Origin of the sequence: Bacillus sp. ILBB4, assembly GCF_035064545.1 — a bacterium.
Classification (GTDB): Bacteria; Bacillota; Bacilli; order Bacillales; family Bacillaceae_H; genus Priestia.
The window spans coordinates 1-17761 of the sequence record NZ_JAIQVD010000014.1 but is presented as its reverse complement, the minus strand read 5'-3'; the positions used below and the strand labels follow the sequence as shown (position 1 = coordinate 17761).

Genomic DNA, 17761 nt, shown 5'->3' with positions numbered 1-17761 from the left:
TATGGAGCTTTATATAAAGACTTCGAATTATGAATGCATTTTTCTTCATCTTTTCCTTCTGCTTTTGACGGGTCATCAAAGCCCCAGTGAACTCGTTTCACATGTAGAAAAATTACAGATCAATGCTCTACTACGTGTTCGCATAGTGTCACAACTAAAGCAGATTATTAAGAATTTCAGGATTGATTACATCAGATGTTTGGTTTGAGATATTGCTTCCTACTTCTTGCATTGTTTTTACGGCATTAGGATTTAAAGTCTGAGCTTCAAGGCCAGCACCTTTTACCTCCCGCTATTTCCCTTGATACTTTTTAGCCTAGCCTTCTGCCATGCCATATTCAAATCAAAAAGCTTGATGTAGTTAAAAGAGTTCTTGTTCAACTAACATAACGTTAGCTAACAAGAAAAAAGACCACCGAAGCGTTCAGCCTCAGATATTATCAATTAATTTTCCGAATTATATGTATATTATAACTACTTAATTTAATTTACCTTTAGAAATATTATAGAATGTTTTCTCTTATATTCGGAACAATAACATTGTATTCACGTAAAAAGGAGGGTAATCAGAAATGGATATTCAAAAATTAGCCGATCATGAGTCATTGGATCTACATGAAGTTATTAATTTTAAAACCCTTTGCTTAGCGAAATCAAAACTAATGCAAGGACTGGTATTTGATGATGATTTGAGAGAATTGATGAAAAAAGATGTTGAACAATCGATACAAGCGTTGGGGGAATTACAGGCAGTTTATCAACGTGCCCCTTTTGAAGCCCCTGTTCCTCAAAACCGGCCAACACCAATAATAAATTGAAAAGGAGGTAAATTCATTGAATCATGACTATTTAGATCCTATAAACTCGCTACACGTACCAGAGCTCGCAGATACCACATTTGCGATGGACTTTCTTCTTCGTGCCAAGGAAGGTGTTCGCAATATCGCAGTCGCATTAACGGAGTCCGCATCACCTGATGTTAGAACTCTCTTACGAAAACAGTTAATGCAAGGAATTGCCATGCACCAAGAAATTACAGAACTAATGATTAGTAAAAAATGGTTCCATCCATACGAATTAAGTGAACAATATCAATTAGACCAACTCTCTGCCAACAATACATTGATGATTGGCAAAATGAATCTATTTCCTGTTGAGACCAATAGAAAAGGTCTGTTTGACCGGACACCTGATGAACACTAACACTGGAGGATATCTATCATGAAGGCAGTAACGTATCAAGGTATTAAAAATGTTGTAGTCAAAGAAGTTCCAGATCCAAAGATTGAAAAACGAGATGACATGATTATTAAAGTAACCAGTACAGCTATATGTGGGTCTGATTTACATTTAATTCATGGCATGATTCCTAACCTGCAAGAAAACTATGTGATTGGCCATGAACCAATGGGAATCGTCGAAGAAGTTGGTCCAGATGTGACGAAGGTAAAAAAGGGAGATCGTGTCATTATTCCTTTTAATATAGCATGCGGTGAATGCCTTTACTGTAAAAACCATTTGGAAAGCCAATGTGATAATTCTAATGATAATGGTGATATGGGTGCCTATTTCGGATATTCTGGTACGACGGGTGGCTATCCAGGTGGGCAAGCTGAATATTTAAGAGTACCGTTTGCCAACTTTACTCATTTCAAAATTCCAGAGACTTGTGAAGAACCAGATGAAAAGTTAGCAGTTATTGCTGATGCGATGACTACTGGTTATTGGAGTGTTGACAATGCAGGCGTAAAGGGTGGAGATACAGTTATTGTTCTTGGCTGTGGTCCGGTTGGTCTTTTTGCTCAAAAATTCTGTTGGCTAAAAGGAGCAAAGCGTGTCATTGCCGTAGATTATGTAGATTATCGTTTGCAACACGCCAAACGTACCAACAAAGTTGAAATTGTAAATTTCGCACATTTTGAAAATGCAGGAATGCATTTGAAAGAAATGACGAAGGGCGGCGCTGATGTTGTCATTGATGCAGTTGGTATGGACGGCAAAATGACTGATATGGAGTTCCTTGCGAGTGGAATGAAACTGCAGGGCGGAGCATTTGGTGCGTTTATCATGGCTTCACAAGCAGTACGTAAAGGCGGGACAATCCAAGTTACAGGCGTTTACGGTGGCAAATATAATGGATTCCCAATGGGAGATATTATGAACCGAAACGTCAATATTCGCTCTGGACAAGCACCTGTGATCCACTATATGCCATATATGTTTGAATTAGTTTCGACCGGAAAAATTGATCCAGGAGATGTCGTGAGTCATGTACTTCCACTTAGTGAAGCAAAGCGTGGCTATGAGATTTTTGACACTAAAATGGATAATTGTATAAAAGTCTTGTTAAAACCTTGAGGAAGGAGGTAGAAAAAATGAATTACGCCTTACATGAAGTTCTTGAGGTCCATGAAATGGCTGCATTTAAGACCAATTGCTTGACTAAGTCCAAAACGATGAGAGGGTTAGTTACAGATCAGCAATTAAAAGATATTATGCAGCAAGACATAGATGTATCTACGAGACAATTACAAGAATATACTTCTATCCTTTCTAACGCTAAGCAGTAAAATAGGAGATGAATGAACATGAATCCAATTATTGAAAATTTAACTGGCATGAATGCACTATCCGATCAAGTGGTTGCAATGGATTTATTGATTGCAGCTAAAAGTGGAGTTAGAAATTACGCCATGGCAGTTACGGAGGCAGGAACACCGGAAATTAAAGAAATCCTCACTCGCCATTTAGTGGAAGCTCTTGATATGCATGAACAAATTTCTGCATATGTGGTAGAAAAAGGATGGTACCACGCTTGGGATACAAACGAACAAATCACTTTAGATTTAAATAATATCAATACAGCATTGAACTTACCCACTCTATAAAAATAAAATAGGAACAGTTTAACATTACCAACCTAAACTGTTCCTAATAAAACATTTATATTTAAATGATGGAAATATACGATTGCAATCGTCATTTTCTTTTACAATTACAAATTGGATGTCTTTTCTTTTAGGATTAGAGCTAAATGAAGCCAATTGCGACCTGTTGGCTCCATGCTTACCCGTTCAAAGATTAAAAAATGAACCAATTATTCTTTATACCAAATAGTAGTATAAGGAAATTAATCGATTTGCGTATGAAGTAAACTATAAGGTTTCTGTCCTAAATCTTTTCTAGAATGAAATCTAGCCTGCAGATGTAATTGAGTCAAAATGACATACAAATATTAATCCGGACCAATTGAAAAAGTATCCCGCCACAAAATTCTCGAATCATATGCGATTGTTTCCATTATGCCATTCGGCAACATCTTACGGATACTGTTGTTTTCATAGTCTCCAGCATAAACGGTTCCTTTTGCACCTGTGATCATCCCATTAGACGCACCTTTTTCTCCCCAATACTCCACATGATATAATCCATGTCCGGTATCGTTCTGTCTCTTAGGGATTCTGTTAAGGTTGAGAACAGATGACAACTGGTAAGTGGATAAAAAAATAAAATCTTTCCATCGGGAGAAATCGCTATACCATCAGACGCCAATCTAAAGGGAGAAGCACCGCTATCTGGATTTCGATTCATCAAAATTTCACCTTCTACTTTCGGTAAAAAATAAGAATCCGGTGAAGATGAATTTGCTCACCTTAGTGGAAAAAGGGTTCAATTAGCTTTCTCTACTGATGTACCTATTACATCCACTATCCAATAATTGGTAAATTAACCTCTCTTAAAGGCTGCCAAAAATAGTGATCGATACCTTATAGAAGTAGCAAATGAAGAATTATTGAAAGGACTTGTTCCTAATTTAAACCTCCTTGCTACTCTGCCTATTACGGATTTAGTCGTAACCAGTCCTGCAACTAAGTATGATTTTATTCCTCGTTATTTTGCTCCTAGAATTGGAATAGAAGAAAATTTTGTAACGGGTTCAGCCCATTGTGGTCTAGCTCCTTATTCGAGTCAAAGATTAAGTAAAAAACAGTTATATGCTTTCCAATCCTCTGAAAAAGCTGGAGAGTTATTCAGTTATTACCAAGATGATTTAGCTTATATAACTGGTAAGGCCATTACTATTTATAAAAGTCATTTCAATGAATTGTTACTCTAAGGAAAAAACATTCAACAACAGAAAAAAGGGTTCTGGTGCAATAATTTCATTTTTTTCTAAAAGGTATAACTGTCCTGTTGGTGTTCAATCTTATAAAGTTATTCCAAATAGTTGATGAATGAATCTGACTGGATTTTCGACAGACTTCACCTCCTGATAAACCTGTTTCTTTTTCATCATATGCATGACCTCTATTCCAGAAATAATGGCTTTTGCTGTACGAAAGAGTGATGATGTTAACTAAACATGTATACGATATACAGCTTAAGGACAGAAAAAACGCTGGGCCTATTCAGTGGTTTTTTTTGTTTATTGAAAGGTAGTCGTAAAGTGATGATTCAATCCGTCTTAAGTAGTTTATTTAAAGAAATAAACTTTATGAAAAAAGATAGAAAAAGCTAATGAAGCCTTGAGGATTGAACCTTGTTCTTATACAAATAACAAAGGTTATAATTTACTTAATAGGCTTGGATAAAGTAGCAATATAATGTTTAAAGACTACAAAGAATAAAAATGATATAAAAGGCAACTCTAAGAAAAAATAAGCTTAGGAGATTATACATGAGAACAATTAAACCAACTAAAATAGGCTCAAAAAAGTCAAATTTCAATGGAAAATTGACAGCACCAGAAATGGGAAAACTTTGGGCAACCTATATGGGTAACAGCATGTCTAATTGTATTTTAAATTATTTTCTACAACATGTTGAAGATCAAGACATAAAAAAACTAGTAGAACATGCGAAAAGATTAACTGAAGAATTTCAAAGGAGTGTAAAGGAAATCTTTATCAAAGAAAACATACCTCTTCCACATGGTTTTACGGAGGATGACGTTAATCTAAGTGCTCCAAGATTATTTGCAGACGAGTTCTATGTACATTACTTAAAATATGCAGCAAAAGCAGGACTTAGCATTTATAGCATTGCTATACCTTTGATGTATAGAGAAGATGTACGCAATTTCTTAACTTATTGTATGAACTCGACAATGGAACTAGTGGAAGAAATTAAAACAATTTTAATGGATAAAAGCCTTATTATTGAACCACCTATTATTCCAGCTCCAGAACAAGTAAGAATTGCCGACACTGATTATTTGAGTGGTTTTGTTGGAGACGTTCGTCCCCTACACGCATTAGAAATAGCTCATTTATACGATAATATTGAAAATAACGTAACAAGCAAAGCCTTAATCATGGCCTTTAGTCAAGTTGCCAAAAGGGAAAAGGTTAGAGACATATTTATAAAAGGGAAAGACATTACAAATAAAGCAGTTGAACGTTACATGGAAAAACTTCACTATGAGAGCTTACCAGCTCCAGGATTTATTGATCATTTAGTCACCACTTCAACTTTTGCACCTTTTTCTGATAAATTAATGCTGTTTCATAAGGTCGATATGTTTTCCATGAAAATACGAGCATTTGGGAATTCACTAGCTGTAAATGGAAGACATGATTTAGCGTTACTATATGGAAAGTCATTAATGAATATAGCAAATTTTGTTAAGGACGCATCAAATATTCTGATAGAGAATGAATGGATGGAAATCCCACCCGAAGCTGTAGATAGAGAAAATCTAGCTTCAAAATAGTATCTTTGATAAAAGTGAGAAAACAACAACAAAGCCTTAATAAAAGGGATTTTTTGCATGTGATTTCTGATAAAATCCATTATGGTGCCTAAAGAAGATACGACATCAAATGGACCTGCAATGGGAGGCTTGAGCCGATGCGTGTTGAAAGGGACTCGCACGGTTCTTAGGGGAGGCAGGGGCGTGATGCCCCTAACTTACCCGACTTAACTAAACATGTATATCATATAAAGCTTAAAAACAGAAAAACCACTGCTCCCGTACGTTAGTTTTTCTGTTACACATATTTTATGTTTAAGTACTGATGCCTCATGACGTCTTAATTAGTTTTACGTATATTTAACACTTTATTCGTATTATCCTAACGTTCTAAGATCTTTTGCCAGATAAAGTGTTATCTTTTACATACATTTCATAGTGTCCATTTATGTAACTAGATACCTTTAAATTAAGTAAAAGAGCTTTTAGGTTAACTATTTTTTCAGTATCTAACCCACACTCTTTTGCTATATCTTCAATTCCTTTTTTACTGATTTGTATGTTATCTTCCAAATCGTTTACTGTTTCTTTACTGTACTGGAAAGGAACTTCATCTATAACTTCTGTAATTAATTGATCCTGCCCTTCATACTCTAGTCTCCCTTTGACTGCAGCATGTTTTCCAATTAATACAGCCTGCTCTTTTATATCCGATAGAAGAATCATTAATCTAATTCGTTGATTCATTAGAATATAGTGATTATCAAAAATAGAGATAATTTTGGTTTGATAATCATCCATGGTTGTATGAAGTTGATGTTTTGCTTCTCTTATTACTTCTTCGCTGTTTTTAATAAGTATCATACTCAAGTTCTCTGCACTCCCCGTATCATATATACTTTCATTATAACAAACTATAAAAAGGGAACGTCATTTTTCACTACTTATCACGATAAATAATGTATATAAACAAATATTATCATGGATTCATTAATCATTTACATTGATTGTAGGGAAGTATACCGACTCATAGTTTTTAAAGATTTACACCAATAATAAGCGACCTCATTAATTTCAATTAGAATTATAAGGTCGCTTATAAGATATTCTGATTCAATTTTTGTATTTTTTCCGTTCTTTTATTGCAAAGCAATTGTTTTATCATTAAACTCTCGTCTCATTTTTAACATGTTTATCAATTGTACTAAGCAAATAAATAAGGTAAGAATTTAGTTTGAATTGCTTCTCTTCAATAAAGTCAGATAACATTAGACTGGTATTATTAGTCACTCCAATTTATATTTTATCTCTTTCTTATGCATGGTGACCATGATTATTCTTTTGACCCATTTTTCGTAAAATAAAGCTTACAATTAACACTAAAATAATTGATCCAATAATTGCGGGGATGATTGCAAATCCACCTACGACTGGTCCCCAATTACCTAAGATAAGTCCACCTAACCAGGCACCAATAAAACCAGCAATAATATTCCCAATAATACCTCCAGGAACACCACGTCCTGTAATTAAACCAGCGAGCCAGCCGATAATTCCACCGACAATTAGCATCCATAGTATTTCCATTAAGAATCGTCTCCTTATTAAAAGATTTAGTTGACTTTACCCTTAATTGAGACGAATAAAACTGGTATTTTTTTCTGTTTAGAGGCTTTCCTCTCAGTTAAGTAGAAAATTTCACATAGATTTCTTTAAATAGTTACTAAGCGCTATTCCTATTCACCATATGAATTTCCTAAATAAAAATACGCCATATATCATAAATTTATTTGCTTCTATGGGTCGTGTAATTCGGTTTATGTTAACTAGAGATCACTAAGAGATCATCGCTACTATGCATATGAGCAATGATCTGTCATTGTCTCCTTTTTATTTCATTCAAGTGATAAGAACCTATTCTTTTATATAAAAAAGAGAAAAACAATCCGATTTAAAGATCAATTGTTTTTCTTGACAAATATATAACTTCTACTATCTAGATATTCTTTTTTCATATCCATATTTAAGTACTTTTTTTTAAAATACTATCTGATTGTATAACTCGTTCTTAGTAGGTAGATGCCTACACTTATCATAATCCGCAATTAAACATTTAATTTCCCTATACAATAGGAAACGTTCATAGTTATCGAGCATCTCCTCCCCTTCTGATGTTATATCTTTTACATTACCCCTTCGACACATATTGACACATGATCTCTGATAATTTACATTATGGTAACTAATCTCTTATATGATATATATCTTAAATCAAATTAACTCAAGAAAGCTAGGAACTTTAATCCCCTAGCTTTTTTGAGTTTCTATCGCTTGTTTAACCGTTGCATAGGTTTTAATAGATGAGAAATCGATTCCATTTCTAACAATAGTTTGGGCAAGTTCAGGCCGTATACCAGTCATCATCACCTCAATACCTTGTAAGCGAAGAACACTGTAAATATCAAAGAGGTAACGTTCAGCTATAGCGTCTATAGTTAAGATACCTGAGAAATCAACAATTAGATACTCTACCTTCATTTCAAGAATTTTCAAGATAACATTCTCCAAGATATATTCAGCTCTTTCTGAATCAATAGAGCCAATTAGTGGGAGAACGGCGGTTTTATCTTGAATGGGGACCACAGGAACAGATAATTTCAATACTTCTTGTTGCGCCTTTTGAATAATTTTATCTTTCACTTGTTCAAATACTACAATCGTTTCATTAATACTTATATCGAGCAAATAGTTAAATCGCTTATTAATAAATACAACTTCTTCTGAAGAGAGTCCATGCTCTATACTTATTTTAGTAAGGTAATCGATGAAGACTAGGCGCGTAGGAGGATAGCGTGTAATAATAATAGAGACTCTCTCCCCTTGAGATGCTGTACGCTTACCATTGGTCTTACTCCATTCAACAAGCCCTTCAGGTACGTTGTTTTCACTACTAAAGAGACTCTTTCCTAAAAACTTAATAAATTCAGTATAGACGATAATTGCTTGTTCAAGTTCCTCCTGTAAAGCCCCAAAATTGGGGTTCTGAGAAATTTCTTGCACAATTTCATTTGCTAACATTTCTGCGTTATCATCTAAGTACTTAGCAACGCCTATAATCCCTTTCAATGATTATCACTCCCTCATCTTCTTATTCATGAATGCATTTAGGTAGTCATTTTATCTCTTGCTTTCCTATTTATTGTTTTAAACACCAATAAGTAGATCTTCTATCGCCTTTTGTACACTTGATTTTATAGTCAAATTACTGAAATCAATACCAATACTTACAACAGTCTGTGCAACTTCCGGCCGAATTCCTGTTAAGACTGTTTCTACACCTAGAAGCTTTAACGAGTCTATCACTTTGAAAATCCGATCTGCTACCATGGTATCTATAATATAAACACCCGATAAATCTACTATTAAACGTTGAAGCTGTAGTCTGTTCGCTGATTTCAACGCTTCCTCCATTAGATAATTGGCTCTTTCCGTATCTATATTTCCAATGAGAGGCAAAATAGCCATCCCTTTAGCTAAAGGGACAACGGGGACCGATAATTCAAGAAAGGCACTTTGCGCACGTTCAAGAGTTAATTGATAGAAATGTACATAACTTAAACTAAAGGAATAAGCTGCATGATCGAGAAGAGGATCAATAATTCCGCCTACTTCAAATACAGTATCTATTGATAGATTATTTTCCTTTATTACTTCCTTCAATGTCTTCCATAAGAAAGTGCGATAATATTTTGTATCTTTTAATGCTTCATCCAATGGCACCTTCAAATTGCAAAACATTTCCCCTGTTTCTTTTCCCCATTGTGTAAATTTTTGGAGTGCTCTTTCTTCATTTAAATGATCCCTAAGAACTTCACCAAATAGACTTATAAAGTGAGCTCGGATATTAATAAGTTCCACTTCAAAAGGAGCCAATTGTTTCTTTTCTTCTTCTGTAATATCAACTATTCTATTTTCATGTACTTCATTAGCGATTTTAAATCTATATTCTAAGATTTTATCCCCTAAAAACCCTATTTCATCTTCCATGTTTTCCTCCGAAAAGCCTGTTGAGGCTATTATTTAGTTTTTATATTAATTATACCACCACGTGTCAAAATACTTATTTTTTTGTTAATTTCTTAGTATAAAATTCTCTACTCTAACCTTCATGATTTATTAAACAATTTGTTACAAATGGTAAAAAAAATCAAAGCCGAATTCGCCTTCTATGATATGATTAATCCAATAAATAGAAATCTTGTATGTTATACACATCATAAAACAGAAAAACTACTAATCCATTAGTTTTTCTGTATATTAAAATATAGACATTAAGCTGATGCTTTATGGCAACTTGAATAGTTTACTCAATATATTAAAGGACATTTAACGTCGGAATATGTAAAATTAACACAAATAAGAATACCTTATTACTCTATAGGCTTTTTAAATTTTTTTGCCAAAACCACTCTGAGGTGAACTATGAAAACAATTAATTCCATATCTAGTTCTAAAAAATTTGATAAAGGTCATGTCTTTTACCGTTTTGAAGATAAACAATTTTACATAAATAATTTAATGAGTTTTATTAAGAATGGATTAGAGAGTAAACAACGTATATTGATAATTGAGAATATGAGGGCGCTTCCCCTAATAAAAGCTACTATTGATAAAAAGTTTATTCATAAACAAAAAGAATCTATTCGTTTAGTTAATAATTTTGATTATTACTTGGCAAATGGTGATTTTCACACAAAAACTATTCTTACTCATTTTCAAGAAGATTTGTCTATGTTGAAAATAAAAAATACGATGATAAGAACATGGGCTCACGTAGAATGGGCTTCAGAGAAACCAGATGTTCTTTTACTAGAAGAATTTGAATCAACTGCCGATAATTTTGTTGAGGAGGAAGGTATGGTTTCAGTTTGTGCATATGCTGCTGATTCTTTATCTTCTACTTTGGATACTACTCTGCAGCAATTACATCAATACATTATGACACATCATAACTTTTTTATTTCCCCCTTTTACAATGGGTGAAGTTATTAAACGTATGGCCAACATACGAATTTTTCTATAAGATATGTAATAATTAACGTTAATTTTAATAAAATACGTTAGGTATTACTCTTATTAATAACTTTAAATTACATTTATATAAAATAATATTATATCTTTTGTTTTTTATTATATGTTATAGAACTTTATCTTTTATATTTGTAAATAGAAAAACTAATATAATACATAAAATAAGTTAATATTTACTTATTAAAGTATTGTGTTTTATAAACTTATTTTATGATTTAGATATGAAATAATTATTCTTGTTTATAAAGATATTGCACTAAGAGGACAAGTGAAAAAGAAGAAGAATTTATTCCTTTAGAAAGAGAAAAAGACAATCTGTTAATAACAGTATAAATGACAAGAATAGATAAGTTATGTTAACTGGGTACGAATATTTTGAAGCACTAGAGGTAACTAAGTTATATTCTTCTCTCCCTATAGGTGGTATAATATGGATGATTGTATCAGTGAAAGGGGAGAAAGAGATGAACAAACTTGTATTCAAGCAATTTGAAATTGGAAGAGAGTACTTCCTCAAAATTATAGGGGCTGTGTCTGAGGACCAAACTGATGTGCAGCCAGATGGTTTTAACAACACAATTCATTGGCATACAGGTCACGTTTTGACAGTTACTGAACAAACTATGTTTGGTTTTCCTCATGCAACAACCCATCTTCCAGCAAACTATATGGAATTGTTCGGAAATGGTACGAAACCAGCCGATTGGAAGGGAGATGTGCCTACTATGGATGAGCTTATGATACAGCTAAAAGACCAATTGGCTCGTATTCAGCAAGTTCCTGCTGAACAGTTAAACAATACCTTAGAAAAGCCATTTCTAGGATGTAAAACCTTTGGAGAGCTTGCGGGTGTTACACTGATGCATGAAGCCACTCATATGGGACAGATTCAGGCAATGAAGCGAATAATTGAACATGTGGGCGTAAAAAATTGAATTTGACAAAATGATATAACAAAGTTATCGGAAAGTATAGCCATTTTCTCCTTTTCTTTATATTAAAAAGAGAGAGTGGGGTTCACGTTATTACCTTGTATTAGACAGGCTTTATAAGATGTCTTCTTTAACTATTGGCTAGTCCCAGTAGTTTTTTCTCTTTTTAAGATGAATATAATATACAAAGTTAACATAATGTTGCTTATCTGTACAAAAACAAGACAAAACCTTTTTACAAAGGGTTTTGTCTTGTTAAATATATACTAAAGGTTTTCAAGTTTACTAATAGCTTCTTTTAATTCTTCATATCTGCTTACATAGAGATGATTTTTGTTGCAACTGTTTGTTGAAATGCTTGATCATGCTCAACGATAACCATTGTGGGACTAAAGCTTTGAATGAGCTCCTCAATCTGCATACGCGAATAAATATCAATAAAATTTAATGGTTCATCCCAAATATATAAATGAGCTTTTTCACATAAACTTTTGGCTATAAGCAGCTTTTTCTTTTGTCCACCAGAATAGGAAGATATATCTTTCTCAAATTGAATTCGGTCAAAATCCATCTTACGTAGGATGGATTTAAATAACGTTTCATTAATCTCATATTCTTCAATAAAGTCCGATAATCGTCCTTTCAAATGAGAGGTATCTTGTTGGACATAAGAAATAATGAGGCCTGAACTTAAATTCATTGAGCCCGTATACTGTATTGGTTTTCCTAGAATTAGTTTTAGAATACTACTTTTTCCACTTCCATTCTTTCCATCAAGTACAATACGGTCACCTTGTTCAACTTTAAAGCTAATTGGCTTGTTTACTATTTGGTCATTATACTCAACAGATACATCAGTCAAATTAATCAATTCGTTTGATTGACATTCTAATGGTTCTAATTTTAACGACTCGGTTTTTTCCACATTTTTCAACAGCTTTGACTTTTCTTCAATAGCTTTTTGTTGCCTTGATTCAAGGTTCTTTGCTCTCTTCATCATCTTTGCTGCTTTATGTCCTACAAAACCTTTATCCAACTTAGAACCAGAATTTGTTGTTCCATTTTTTGAAGATTCCACTTGATTAGACCAACCTGTTGCACGCTTTGAAGATTGTTTTAATCTTCCAATGTCTTTTTGTAGACGATGATTTTTTGCCTCTTCGTGCTCCTGCTGTCTATCAAAGTTTAATTTCCACGAAGAATAGTTCCCATTTTGAACTTCAATGTTTGCTCTATTGATAGATAAGATATGATCCACGCATCCATCTAAAAACATTCTGTCATGTGAGATTAAAATAAACCCTTTTTTCTTTCTTAGATAATCAGAGACTATCTTTCGTGCATCAGTATCTAGGTGATTGGTTGGTTCATCAATCAATAAAAACTGACCCTCATTCAAAAAAAGTCCTGCAAGCAACACCTTTGTTTGTTCCCCATTTGATAATGTTTTAAATGGTCGGTACATGACCTCCGCATCAACATTTAAATAGGATATTTCACGAAGAAATTCCCAATCTTCTACTTGGGGGCAGATTTCTTCTAAGATTTCATGAGTATACTTGTTTTTATCTGAAACTGGATAAGGGAAATAATTAAATTCTACCGAGGAAATGATTTTCCCACTATACTCATAATTCTCTAATAATAAATTAAAGAATGTTGTTTTACCTCGTCCATTTCTACCGATAAATCCAAGTTTCCAATCCGTATCTATTTGAAAGTTTACATCTTCAAAAATATTGTCAAAGCTACTTGGATAAGAAAAAGTTAAATTTTGAACTTGTATCATTGACATAATAATTCCTCCTTTGTATATCAACACTTTTTACTTTTTATACAAAGTCGGCACATCCATCTATTCTAAATTACTCTGTATAAGTTTGATGGATATTAACGACTTATACAGAGTATTACATGCGTAACAATAGTGTCTAAATTGCTCATTTCTCTCTCTCCTCTATTCATCAGATTAAGTTGCAGAATTAAAAAATATTAAGCTTACCTATGAGAGCATAAAAAATCCTCCCAATTTGTAATTGGAAGGATTAGTCTTTCACTTATGTTAAATAAGTGCTTATTTGCCATCGGAATAATGACAAATGAAGTATAAACTGATTTATAAAAATGGATAGACTAACCCTATATTTTGTAGTTTGAAGTTATTCATTTCAAATAAAAATATAGATTAGTTAATCATTGTCCATTCATCAGTCCTCTCATAATTGTATCTTTATATTAACAATTTTTTTTATGGAATACAATGTCGCAATGTATTCCATATCGTTTACGATTTCCATCTGTAATAAAAACCAAATTAGAAGTAAGCTTTTATTTATAAATTTAATGTTAAGTAGTCTTTCTAGTTAACATTAAACATTTTATCGGTAGAAGTAAAACAGCCCTTTTAAGGGCTTTTATGGCTAACGTAGTTGTTATGTACCTTGTACCTCTGTTTTGAGCGTTAAACATTCCTTACAAAAATAAAAATATATAATCATTTCTCCCAGAAAGAGGTCCACCACTGATATAAGATCTGCATTAAAATCCTGAGTAACACTGGAAACATATTTCATGTCGTGATTGCAAATTGGACAGCTTATATCGTTTGGCTTCTCGACATATAGAGGCGCTCCTAACACTCTACATATATACTCCTGACCAAATAAGTCAAATGCATCATAATAGGCATCTTCATTGACGGGTATATCTTCTCCTGACATATTGATAAGTTTGAGTTTCGTATAAGGAAGTGGAACTGGTATTTTATCTTCTTCATCTTGAATCCATTCTTCTTTATCATTTTGAATTAAAATAGTAACATTTTTTGTGGTAGGATTTAATTGAAATAGTTGAGGCTCCCATAAAGTAGAACAATTTAAGCATGATATTAAAGGTAATTCTTCAAGTTTAGAAGTTCTTAGTTCACTTAATCTATCATCCTTTAGATCAAAACATAAAACTTGATGTAAATCTTCGCCACATAACTGACATTTTGGTACATTCCATTCTTGTCCTCCGAAACGATGATTATAAACATCATTGCCTTCAATGGCTCTAAAGCCTTTATGACCCTTCCAATGCTGTCCATAAGGTTCATTTATCATTATAAGTCCTCACTTTTATATAATTGTTAGCTTTATTATAATCCAACATAAATTACATTTAAGAATTTGTATACTCCATTCATTATTAGTTTACATAATCACAGTTACAGGAACCAAAAGGAGCACATTAAGTGCTCCTCTTCTCATTACCTTATAGTATTTCTTAAAGAATTTTATTATTGCTCTATTTGTCTTTATTATTTAAGTCGTGCCAATCCCAATATGAACTATACAGTTCATCATGTAAAAATTCTTCATCTTCATCTTGTTTTTCTTCTAACTTTAAACCAACCCATATATCTTCTTCGTTCTCTAATACAGGACATCTAGTAAACAAAAAGCACTATGAAAAGCACCCATAATGTTAACTCTTACGATTTTTTCTATTGCAATAATACTTTCGTCAGTAAAATTTTGAGAATTTAAAGCACTTATTTCATCTTCAGTTAGATCAAATTCCTCCCAGGATAATTGTTTATCTGGTTGTTTCAATTGGCCCCCGACTTCTGCATATTCCTTAATTATACTATGTAGTTCTCTTAAAAATAACTGTTTAGAATCCATATTTAATTCTCCCATGTATGTTATAAGTTCTATTTATTATATCAGTTTCACTTTGATACTCAGTGTATAAAGTATACAAATTCAGTTTATATAATACCAATTATAGGAAGAAATCTAATAACGAACGATTACGAGTTTAATTAGAATAATGTATTAGTGATATACCAACAGATATAATATAATGAAATAAAAAGGGAGAAATATCCAAAATAAAAAAACGCTTGTTGAATTGGAGCATTATCATTGGAATTACTACTATTTTGGCTATTGGTATACCACGAACAATAAGTAATGAAGCAGAGGGTTTGAGTTCGCCAGAAGAAGAAAAAAAGGTAGAACAACTTGAAGGAGATTTCCGAAAATGGTCACTTAGACCACTGGACAAATTTATGGTGCAAAGTTACCAAGCTAAATCGAATGGACATCAGTGGAACACCGTAGAGCAAAAATCAATTGAAAATTATCGCGTCACATATTACACCTTTTTTGGCATACGTTACATGGAAGTAGAAGTTAGTTAAATCTAATAAATATATATAAACATAAAGATAAGAAACCGTGGGAACAAGGAGTCCTTACGGCTTCTTATCTTTATGTTGCCCCCAAAACTGCAACTATTGTGATTGATAAAACAGTGCTTAATAACAAAGAGATGATCCAGTCTTTTTTATCTGTCATTTTCAAAAGTATATTTAAGGTTGAACTAATCGCAAGCAGAAAAAGAAAAACGAATAAAGTCATAATAAATTCCATTTCCTCATCTCCTTTTTTCCTTATAATTACATTTTATCACATTAGAAAGATAGAAAAGTGAATGAATACAATATTCAAAGCTAGTTTACATAAACATTCTTCAAGGAAGCAAGAAAGCAAAAGAACCCTTACAAGAAAAGGGTCCTCTCATGGATGCCTTTAATCGGATATGCAGCCTTTTATACACCATTGATATGATGGTGATCTCTCCAGGTATGTTTGAAGAAAAGGCGTATAAAAAGACTACCCTTTATACATATGTCGATTCATCCAAAAATAGCCATTGTGGCAAGAATGTGCTATTGTTTACTTGCGGTTATATTTTGGTACTTTATAATTAGCAATCCTATAAAAAGCTATCTCATTCTAGGAGATAGCTTTTTACTTTTATCTTTTACAGCATGCTTTCAGGTAATAAATCCAAAGAAAAAATTAGAATCATGAGAGCTAAAAGAAAAGAATGTTGATGTGTATTGTATAATAGTGTAACTTTGCTGTTTTATCACACATTTTCACTTATACCTATGTAAAAGTTTATAAAAACGAGTTATAGATAAAGGAAAGAATTGAGTGGAGGAAAATTACAACATGAATCAATGGACGCATAATAGTTATTCAAAAAAGAAAGTAAGGGGATTAGGGAGAAGATATCGTGCTTTTTCAAAGTATATTGATGAACAGCTAGATTCTCTTCCGACTCCGGATAATATCGATCCTTACTATACAGGTTATACATCTCTTCACCTTTCTTTTGCTATGTTTTTTACGGATTCAAAGAAAGTTCCAAGTAACGCAAAAAAGTTCTTTGTCCAGAAAATTATTAATAGAGTCCAATACCTTCTTGATCTAAGAACAAAGGAACAAAAGGAATATCGTATCTTTTGTATCTTTAATTCATCTGATCTAGAAGGTTCTAGTATTCTAATTTTATTTACTAAAAAAGGAATGGAAAGTTTTTATCAGGGTTTTTTTAGCACAGAGATAGAAGAGGCACCTTATATTCACTTACATCACACTCAAAATCTTGAAGCAGAATGGGGAATAAATATATCTGAAGGATCGAGTGTTAAAGGATACAAACCATGCAATACTGACTATGAAGATGAGGTCCAGGATGAGATATGGTTTATCGGAAGATTAGATTGAGTTAAACATTATTGTGTAAATAAAACAAGCTACCTCGGGGTATTAAAGGGAGGCAGCTTATAAGGAACGCTTAAAATGTAATCTGTTTCTAATAAATTATGGCGTAATTTTAAAAAAGACTATTTTTATAGGAACTAGCATATTTATAAAAGCTGCATGAAGTATAAAATTCACTCATCGAGAACCCTTACTGCCACAAGGGGTTCTCTTAGTGGTGTGTTCCTAAAAGAGTGTTTATGTAAACTAGCAATGTATATGGTATACAGTCCAAAAACAGAAAAAACTCCCCCAGAGCGTTAAGGGAGTTTTCCTGCTACATTTATTTATCCAAAGGGTTGAAACCTTATCAGTTTCTTGAGTAGTTTGCTCACTATATAAGAATTTACTCATTTTTCTTTTGCAATTTCTTTTCTGTTAGGAGCAAGTGGTGGTTGTTCTAACCATTTATTTTTCACCATAATGTTAAACCATTTTTTTGT

At 32.9% G+C, this 17761-nt stretch carries 19 protein-coding genes and 4 pseudogenes; 11 read left to right on the top strand and 12 right to left on the bottom strand.

Translation table 11 applies throughout. The annotated features are described in order from the left end of the window. Positions 1–38 precede the first annotated feature (38 nt). Positions 39–289: pseudogene (locus LAV82_RS28435) on the bottom strand (low molecular weight phosphatase family protein); the annotation flags it as partial. A 283-nt stretch (positions 290–572) separates the two neighbouring features. Here LAV82_RS28435 and LAV82_RS28430 point away from each other — a divergent pair. The 5 genes from LAV82_RS28430 to LAV82_RS28410 are packed head-to-tail and all read left to right on the top strand — an operon-like array spanning position 573 to position 2888. Beyond that, entirely contained in the window at positions 573–818 is a 246-nt protein-coding gene (locus LAV82_RS28430; protein WP_499717437.1) for a spore gernimation protein GerQ, read from the top strand. 16 nt (positions 819–834) lie between these two features. Continuing rightward, positions 835–1203 (top strand): spore coat protein, encoded by a 369-nt coding sequence (locus tag LAV82_RS28425; protein WP_013084321.1) that lies wholly within the window; start codon positions 835–837, stop codon positions 1201–1203. Between the two features lie 18 nt (positions 1204–1221). Then, a complete protein-coding gene (locus LAV82_RS28420; RefSeq protein ID WP_048019373.1) occupies positions 1222–2358 on the top strand; it encodes a zinc-dependent alcohol dehydrogenase in 1137 nt (378 codons plus the stop codon). Between the two features lie 17 nt (positions 2359–2375). Then, complete coding sequence (locus tag LAV82_RS28415; protein ID WP_013084323.1) at positions 2376–2570, top strand: hypothetical protein; 195 nt, start codon at positions 2376–2378, stop codon at positions 2568–2570. An 18-nt stretch (positions 2571–2588) separates the two neighbouring features. Next, positions 2589–2888 (top strand): spore coat protein, encoded by a 300-nt coding sequence (locus LAV82_RS28410; RefSeq protein WP_192994879.1) that lies wholly within the window; start codon positions 2589–2591, stop codon positions 2886–2888. Positions 2889–3130: 242 nt separating this feature from the next. Here LAV82_RS28410 and LAV82_RS28405 read toward each other — a convergent pair. Then, positions 3131–3648: pseudogene (locus LAV82_RS28405) on the bottom strand (L-dopachrome tautomerase-related protein); the annotation flags it as partial. 121 nt (positions 3649–3769) lie between these two features. Here LAV82_RS28405 and LAV82_RS28400 point away from each other — a divergent pair. Next, a complete protein-coding gene (locus LAV82_RS28400; RefSeq protein WP_499717465.1) occupies positions 3770–4117 on the top strand; it encodes a PhzF family phenazine biosynthesis protein in 348 nt (115 codons plus the stop codon). Positions 4118–4207: 90 nt separating this feature from the next. Here the strand turns inward: LAV82_RS28400 and LAV82_RS28395 are convergent. After that, a pseudogene (locus tag LAV82_RS28395) lies at positions 4208–4342 on the bottom strand (IS6 family transposase); the annotation flags it as partial. A 336-nt stretch (positions 4343–4678) separates the two neighbouring features. Here LAV82_RS28395 and LAV82_RS28390 point away from each other — a divergent pair. Then, on the top strand, positions 4679–5713 hold the full coding sequence (locus tag LAV82_RS28390) for a DUF3231 family protein (protein WP_098197797.1): 1035 nt from the start codon (positions 4679–4681) through the stop codon (positions 5711–5713). 369 nt (positions 5714–6082) lie between these two features. Here the strand turns inward: LAV82_RS28390 and LAV82_RS28385 are convergent, their stop codons facing one another. From LAV82_RS28385 to LAV82_RS28370, 4 genes are all read right to left on the bottom strand, one after another. Continuing rightward, the gene (locus LAV82_RS28385; RefSeq protein WP_499717464.1) at positions 6083–6556 is read right to left on the bottom strand and encodes a hypothetical protein; all 474 of its coding nucleotides are present in this window, start codon (positions 6554–6556) and stop codon (positions 6083–6085) included. 450 nt (positions 6557–7006) lie between these two features. Next, positions 7007–7279 (bottom strand): GlsB/YeaQ/YmgE family stress response membrane protein, encoded by a 273-nt coding sequence (locus LAV82_RS28380; protein ID WP_192994883.1) that lies wholly within the window; start codon positions 7277–7279, stop codon positions 7007–7009. Positions 7280–7999: 720 nt separating this feature from the next. Beyond that, complete coding sequence (locus LAV82_RS28375) at positions 8000–8818, bottom strand: STAS domain-containing protein (protein ID WP_211080042.1); 819 nt, start codon at positions 8816–8818, stop codon at positions 8000–8002. Positions 8819–8896: 78 nt separating this feature from the next. Next, positions 8897–9739, bottom strand: a complete 843-nt coding sequence (locus LAV82_RS28370) for an STAS domain-containing protein (protein ID WP_211080041.1) — start codon at positions 9737–9739, stop codon at positions 8897–8899. Between the two features lie 435 nt (positions 9740–10174). Here LAV82_RS28370 and LAV82_RS28365 point away from each other — a divergent pair, with 435 nt between their 5' ends. Both LAV82_RS28365 and LAV82_RS28360 read left to right on the top strand, forming a co-directional pair. After that, a complete protein-coding gene (locus LAV82_RS28365; RefSeq protein ID WP_499717436.1) occupies positions 10175–10735 on the top strand; it encodes an MEDS domain-containing protein in 561 nt (186 codons plus the stop codon). Between the two features lie 512 nt (positions 10736–11247). Then, positions 11248–11718: a DinB family protein gene (locus LAV82_RS28360; RefSeq protein WP_029324455.1), complete on the top strand. Its 471-nt coding sequence runs from the start codon at positions 11248–11250 to the stop codon at positions 11716–11718. 313 nt (positions 11719–12031) lie between these two features. Here the strand turns inward: LAV82_RS28360 and LAV82_RS28355 are convergent, their stop codons facing one another. The 3 genes from LAV82_RS28355 to LAV82_RS28345 all read right to left on the bottom strand — a co-directional run bounded on the left by LAV82_RS28355 (position 12032) and on the right by LAV82_RS28345 (position 15383). Further along, on the bottom strand, positions 12032–13510 hold the full coding sequence (locus LAV82_RS28355) for an Lsa family ABC-F type ribosomal protection protein (protein WP_098548172.1): 1479 nt from the start codon (positions 13508–13510) through the stop codon (positions 12032–12034). A gap of 637 nt (positions 13511–14147) precedes the next feature. Next, complete coding sequence (locus LAV82_RS28350; protein ID WP_211077614.1) at positions 14148–14819, bottom strand: hypothetical protein; 672 nt, start codon at positions 14817–14819, stop codon at positions 14148–14150. 312 nt (positions 14820–15131) lie between these two features. Beyond that, on the bottom strand, positions 15132–15383 hold the full coding sequence (locus LAV82_RS28345) for a hypothetical protein (protein WP_499717435.1): 252 nt from the start codon (positions 15381–15383) through the stop codon (positions 15132–15134). Positions 15384–15688: 305 nt separating this feature from the next. Here LAV82_RS28345 and LAV82_RS28340 point away from each other — a divergent pair, with 305 nt between their 5' ends. Further along, positions 15689–15904, top strand: coding sequence for a hypothetical protein (locus tag LAV82_RS28340; protein WP_499717434.1), 216 nt, complete (start codon positions 15689–15691; stop codon positions 15902–15904). 70 nt (positions 15905–15974) lie between these two features. On the opposite strand, the gene LAV82_RS28335 is transcribed toward LAV82_RS28340, so the two are convergent. Continuing rightward, on the bottom strand, positions 15975–16136 hold the full coding sequence (locus LAV82_RS28335; RefSeq protein WP_171843214.1) for a hypothetical protein: 162 nt from the start codon (positions 16134–16136) through the stop codon (positions 15975–15977). Positions 16137–16706: 570 nt separating this feature from the next. Between LAV82_RS28335 and LAV82_RS28330 the strand changes: the two genes are divergently transcribed. Next, positions 16707–17282, top strand: a complete 576-nt coding sequence (locus tag LAV82_RS28330) for a DUF3916 domain-containing protein (RefSeq protein ID WP_211077612.1) — start codon at positions 16707–16709, stop codon at positions 17280–17282. 386 nt (positions 17283–17668) lie between these two features. Here LAV82_RS28330 and LAV82_RS28325 read toward each other — a convergent pair. Then, positions 17669–17761 (bottom strand): annotated as a pseudogene (locus LAV82_RS28325) (DUF3231 family protein); the annotation flags it as partial.

What these genes read in the sequence shown, in the direction of transcription:
- LAV82_RS28430 (WP_499717437.1), top strand. Translation starts at nt 573, where the DNA reads ATGGATATTCAAAAATTAGCCGATCATGAGTCATTGGATCTACATGAA.
- LAV82_RS28420 (WP_048019373.1), top strand. Translation starts at nt 1,222, where the DNA reads ATGAAGGCAGTAACGTATCAAGGTATTAAAAATGTTGTAGTCAAAGAA.
- LAV82_RS28415 (WP_013084323.1), top strand. Translation starts at nt 2,376, where the DNA reads ATGAATTACGCCTTACATGAAGTTCTTGAGGTCCATGAAATGGCTGCA.
- LAV82_RS28410 (WP_192994879.1), top strand. Translation starts at nt 2,589, where the DNA reads ATGAATCCAATTATTGAAAATTTAACTGGCATGAATGCACTATCCGAT.
- LAV82_RS28390 (WP_098197797.1), top strand. Translation starts at nt 4,679, where the DNA reads ATGAGAACAATTAAACCAACTAAAATAGGCTCAAAAAAGTCAAATTTC.
- LAV82_RS28385 (WP_499717464.1), bottom strand. Translation starts at nt 6,556, where the DNA reads ATGATACTTATTAAAAACAGCGAAGAAGTAATAAGAGAAGCAAAACAT.
- LAV82_RS28380 (WP_192994883.1), bottom strand. Translation starts at nt 7,279, where the DNA reads ATGGAAATACTATGGATGCTAATTGTCGGTGGAATTATCGGCTGGCTC.
- LAV82_RS28370 (WP_211080041.1), bottom strand. Translation starts at nt 9,739, where the DNA reads ATGGAAGATGAAATAGGGTTTTTAGGGGATAAAATCTTAGAATATAGA.
- LAV82_RS28365 (WP_499717436.1), top strand. Translation starts at nt 10,175, where the DNA reads ATGAAAACAATTAATTCCATATCTAGTTCTAAAAAATTTGATAAAGGT.
- LAV82_RS28360 (WP_029324455.1), top strand. Translation starts at nt 11,248, where the DNA reads ATGAACAAACTTGTATTCAAGCAATTTGAAATTGGAAGAGAGTACTTC.
- LAV82_RS28355 (WP_098548172.1), bottom strand. Translation starts at nt 13,510, where the DNA reads ATGTCAATGATACAAGTTCAAAATTTAACTTTTTCTTATCCAAGTAGC.
- LAV82_RS28350 (WP_211077614.1), bottom strand. Translation starts at nt 14,819, where the DNA reads ATGATAAATGAACCTTATGGACAGCATTGGAAGGGTCATAAAGGCTTT.
- LAV82_RS28345 (WP_499717435.1), bottom strand. Translation starts at nt 15,383, where the DNA reads ATGGATTCTAAACAGTTATTTTTAAGAGAACTACATAGTATAATTAAG.
- LAV82_RS28335 (WP_171843214.1), bottom strand. Translation starts at nt 16,136, where the DNA reads ATGGAATTTATTATGACTTTATTCGTTTTTCTTTTTCTGCTTGCGATT.